Annotated in this window: 4 protein-coding genes; 3 read left to right on the forward strand and 1 reads right to left on the reverse strand. The window is 64.6% G+C overall.

The window, feature by feature from the left end:
- Nucleotides 1–324: 324 nt before the first annotated feature.
- On the forward strand, nt 325–1,410 hold the full coding sequence (gene serC, locus Q0K09_RS10445) for a 3-phosphoserine/phosphohydroxythreonine transaminase (protein WP_294476098.1): 1,086 nt from the start codon (nt 325–327) through the stop codon (nt 1,408–1,410).
- A 14-nt stretch (nt 1,411–1,424) separates the two neighbouring features.
- Nucleotides 1,425–2,594, forward strand: a complete 1,170-nt coding sequence (locus Q0K09_RS10450) for a phosphoglycerate dehydrogenase (protein WP_294476100.1) — start codon at nt 1,425–1,427, stop codon at nt 2,592–2,594.
- A gap of 67 nt (nt 2,595–2,661) precedes the next feature.
- Here the strand turns inward: Q0K09_RS10450 and Q0K09_RS10455 are convergent, their stop codons facing one another.
- The gene (locus Q0K09_RS10455) at nt 2,662–3,720 is read right to left on the reverse strand and encodes an ATP-binding protein (protein ID WP_294476103.1); all 1,059 of its coding nucleotides are present in this window, start codon (nt 3,718–3,720) and stop codon (nt 2,662–2,664) included.
- Nucleotides 3,721–3,976: 256 nt separating this feature from the next.
- On the opposite strand from Q0K09_RS10455, the gene Q0K09_RS10460 reads away from it, so the two are divergent.
- On the forward strand, nt 3,977–4,330 hold a 354-nt coding region (locus tag Q0K09_RS10460), incomplete at its 3' end, for a glyceraldehyde 3-phosphate dehydrogenase NAD-binding domain-containing protein (protein ID WP_294476105.1).

Consider the following 4,330-nt stretch of genomic DNA (forward strand, 5'->3'; position numbering starts at 1 on the left):
GTCAAAACCACCACGGAGACCTCCTGCGTGGCGGAGCTCATGCGGATGTATCAGAAGCTGGCGGAACACGCATAGGGTATTCGCGTCCGTCCGTAAATCGCTGCATTTTCAGCATACGGCGGTGATATACTATACAAAGATTCCCTTCCGCAGGGAAGTGTTTTTGGCTTTCTGCCGCATTGATTCTTCATTTTCCTTTGATATATAATAGGTGTGAAACAGGGAGACGGATGTTTTCCATCCCTGGGACCCGAGGAGCGCCGGGACCGTCTGGAAAGGACGGACCTGGAGGCTCCTAAAATTTCATTAGGAGGTTCGTCTACCATGAGTCAGGAACGTGTCTACAACTTTTCCGCCGGTCCCTCCATGCTCCCTCTGGAAGTTTTGGAGCGCGCCGGGTCAGAGATCACCAATTACCAGGGCTCCGGCATGTCAGTCATGGAGATGAGCCACCGCTCCAAGGCCTTTCTGAAGATTTTCGACGACACCCAGGCCAAGCTCCGCAAGCTGATGAAGGTCCCTGAGAACTATAAAATCCTCTTCCTCCAGGGGGGCGCCTCCACCCAGTTCTCCGCCGTGCCCCTGAACCTCATCGGCAAGAGCGGCAAGGCCGACTACGCCGTCACCGGCAACTTCTCCAACCTGGCCTACAAGGAGGCCCAGAAGTACGGGACTATCTCCCTGGCCGCCTCCAGCGAGGACAAAAACCACACCTACATCCCTGCCCAGGACCAGCTCAAGCTGGACCCTGAGGCCAGCTACTTCTACTACTGCGCCAACAACACCATCTATGGAACCGAGTGGCAGTACATCCCCGAGACCGGAAGCGTGCCCCTGGTGTGCGACATGTCCTCCGACATCCTCTCCCGCCCGGTGGACGTGAGCCGGTACGGCGTCATCTTCGCCGGGGCCCAGAAGAACATGGCCCCCGCCGGCCTCACCGTGGTCATCGTCCGGGAGGACCTGGCCGGCCGCGAGCTGCCCTTCACCCCCAAGATGCTGGGCTACCAGATCATGATTGACAAGGACTCCATGTACAACACGCCCCCCTGCTGGTGCATCTATATGCTGGGGCTGGTGCTGGACTGGCTGGAGGGCCAGGGGGGCGTCGAGGGCATGGAGGCCATCAAGCACCGCAAGGCCCAGATGCTCTACGATGTCATTGACAGCTCCAAGCACTTCACCTGCGCGGCGGAGAAGGGCTCCCGGTCCGACATGAACGTCACCTTCCGCTCCGACAGCGAGGAGCTGGACGCCAAGTTCGTCTCCGAGGCCGCCGCCGCCGGCTTCACCAACCTGAAGGGCCACCGCAGTGTGGGCGGTATGCGGGCCTCCATCTACAACGCGATGCCCGCGGAGGGCGTGGAGAAGCTGTGCGGCTTCCTCCGAGCCTTCGACCAGAAGAATTGAGGAGGGAACTACCGATGTACCGTATCAAAACCATGAATAAGATCTCCCCCACCGGGCTGGCCGTCCTGGACGCCTCCCGCTTCGCCGTCTCCGACGGCGTGGAGAACGAGGACGGCATCCTGGTGCGCTCCGCTGAGCTCCACGACTACCAGTTTCCCCCCGCCCTCCGTGCCATCGCCCGGGCCGGCGCCGGCACCAACAACATCCCCGTGGACCGCTGCTCCGAGAGCGGCATTGTGGTCTTCAACACCCCCGGCGCCAACGCCAACGCCGTCAAGGAGCTGGTCATCTGCGCCCTGATGATCGCCTCCCGGGACGTGGTGGGCGGCGTCGAGTGGGTCAAGGCCCAGGCCGCCGCCGGGGAGGACGTGGCCAAGGCGGTGGAGAAGGGCAAGAGCCAGTTTGTGGGCCCCGAGATCTCCGGCAAGAGCCTGGGGGTCATCGGCCTGGGGGCCATCGGCGTGCTGGTGGCCAACATCGCCACCAAGCTGGGCATGACCGTCTACGGCTACGACCCCTTCCTCTCGGTGGACGCCGCCCTCTCCCTGTCCCGGATGGTCCACCATGTCACCGACCTCACCAGCATCTTTAAAACCTGCGATTACATCACCATCCACGTCCCCCAGACCCCCGACACCAAGGGGATGCTCAACGCCGCCGCCTTCGACCAGATGAGGACCGGCGTGCGCATCATCAACCTGGCCCGGGGCGGCCTGGTGGTGGACGAGGACATCATCGCCGCCCTGGGCAGCGGCAAGGTGGCCCGGTATGTCACCGACTTCCCCAACAGCCAGCTGGCCGCAGCCAAAAATGTGACGCCCATTCCCCACCTGGGGGCCTCCACCCCCGAGAGCGAGGAGAACTGCGCGGTCATGGCCGCCCAGGAGCTCCGGGACTACCTGGAGACGGGCAACATCCGCAACTCCGTGAACCTGCCCACCCTGGAGCAGGACTGGTCCGGGGAAACCCGGCTGTGCCTCATCCACCGCAACGTGCCCAACATGCTGGCCGCCATCACCGCCACCCTGTCCAAGGACCAGGTAAACGTGGCCAACATGACCAACAAGTCCAAGGGCAACTACGCCTACACCATCGTGGACGTGGACGCCCGGGTGGGGGACGCCGTGGCCGACGAGCTCCGGGCCATCGGCGGCGTGCTCCGGGTCCGGGTCCTGCGGCACTGAGCCTGTCTTGCGAAACAAGCGGCGGCATACGCGATTTGCGTATGCCGCCCTTTTGTTTGCTCCGCCCCTACGGCAGCTCCTCCGGCAGGAAGAGCTCCAGGGGGAGGACGTCGGAGAGCTCCGTCAGCAGCGGAGAGAAGCCTCCGCTGTAGTCGGCCCGGGGGCTGCGGAGGATGCCGCCCTCCTCCGGCGGCCGGATGGGCAGGGAGACCACGCACCGCAGGCCCTTCTGGGGGCGGTCCTCCACCACCGCCACGCCGCCGTGGAGCCGGGCGATCCGCCGCACCGCGTCCAGCCCCAGGCCCAGGCCCTCCCGGGGGTCCAGGGAGGGCGGCCTGCCGCCAAAGACCCGGGAGAGATCCCCCTCCAGGCCGCTGCCGCTGTCCCAGACCGTCAGCACCGCCCTGTCCCGGCTCCGGGCCAGCCGCAGGCCCAGGCTTCCCCCCTTCCCCGCCGCCTTCATGGCGTTGGAGGCCAGGCTGAGGAGCATCCGCCGCAGCAGGTCCCCGTCACCGGTGGTCAGCAGGCTCCCCACCTCCGACTCATAGGTGAAGCGGCGCTCCGCCGCCCGGCACAGGGACTCCAGCTGCTGTCCCAGCTCCCGGCAGAAGCCCGCCAGGTCCAGGGGCTCCGGCCGGTAGAGCTGCCGGTCGGTGAGGGCCTGAAACTCCAGGTGGCCGGCCAGCCGGAGCAGCCGGTAGACCCCCTGGTTGGCCGCCGCCAGATACCGGCGCAGCTTGGCGCCGTCGGCGCTCCCCTCCACCGGGTCCAGCCGCTGAAGGGCCGCCGCCAGCCCCGCCGTCTCCCGCCGGAGCTGGGCGGTGAGGCGCCCCAGGTCCGGCCCGGTGTCGAACGCCAGGGGCCGGAGCACTGCCAGCAGCCCCTGGCCGGGGTCCTGGAGGGACACAGTCCAGCTCCGCCCCCCCAGATCTCCGGACACCACCGCCGGCGGCTGCGCCCCCGCCAGAAGCCGCGCCAGCTCTTCCGGCGCCGCCCCCCCCGGGGCGCTCTCCGGGAAAAGGTCCGCCGCCGCAGGATTCCGGTAGGCAACCTGTCCCTCCGCCAGCAGCAGCACCGGCTCCGGGAAGCTGTCAAACAGCCCCCCGGGTAAAAATTGTGTCGTCAAAATCCCGACGCCTCCTTGCGGATGATAGCGATAGCATGTGCAGACCATTTCAGAACTACCGTCCCCTCAGTGTACCAAATCCTGCCGCCGGGCTCAAGAGGGATGTCGAATTTTGTCGTCGAAATCCAGTTTCGTTTCGCCTTACCAACGAAAGTAAAAGAAATTTCTTTGAAAAGACACTTGATAAATCTTTCCCGGCGCATTATAATATGGAAAGGACAACGCCCCATCGAACAAAAAAGGAGAGTATGCAGCTATGAGCATCAAAATTGGTATCAATGGCTTCGGCAGAATCGGCCGTCTGGTGTTCCGCGCCGGCCTGAGCCGCCCCGACGTGGAGTTCGTGGGCATCAACGATCCCGGCATGACCCCCGACTATATGGCCTATATGCTCCGCTACGACACCATCCACGGCAAATTCAACGGCGCCATCGAGTACGATGACAGCAGCATTACCGTCAACGGCCACAAGGTCCAGGTCTACGCCAAGATGAGCCCCGCTGAGATTCCCTGGGGTGAAATCGGCGCGGAGTATGTGGTGGAGTCCACCGGCCTGTTCCTGACCAAGGAGAAGGCCCAGGGCCACATCGACGCCGGCGCCAAGAAGGTC

Source organism: uncultured Intestinimonas sp. (genome assembly GCF_944387725.1).
Classification (GTDB): domain Bacteria; phylum Bacillota; class Clostridia; order Oscillospirales; family Oscillospiraceae; genus Intestinimonas.

Excerpts from the sequence above, each read along its gene's own strand:
- serC (WP_294476098.1), top strand. The coding sequence starts at position 325 with ATGAGTCAGGAACGTGTCTACAACTTTTCCGCCGGTCCCTCCATGCTC.
- Q0K09_RS10450 (WP_294476100.1), top strand. The coding sequence starts at position 1,425 with ATGTACCGTATCAAAACCATGAATAAGATCTCCCCCACCGGGCTGGCC.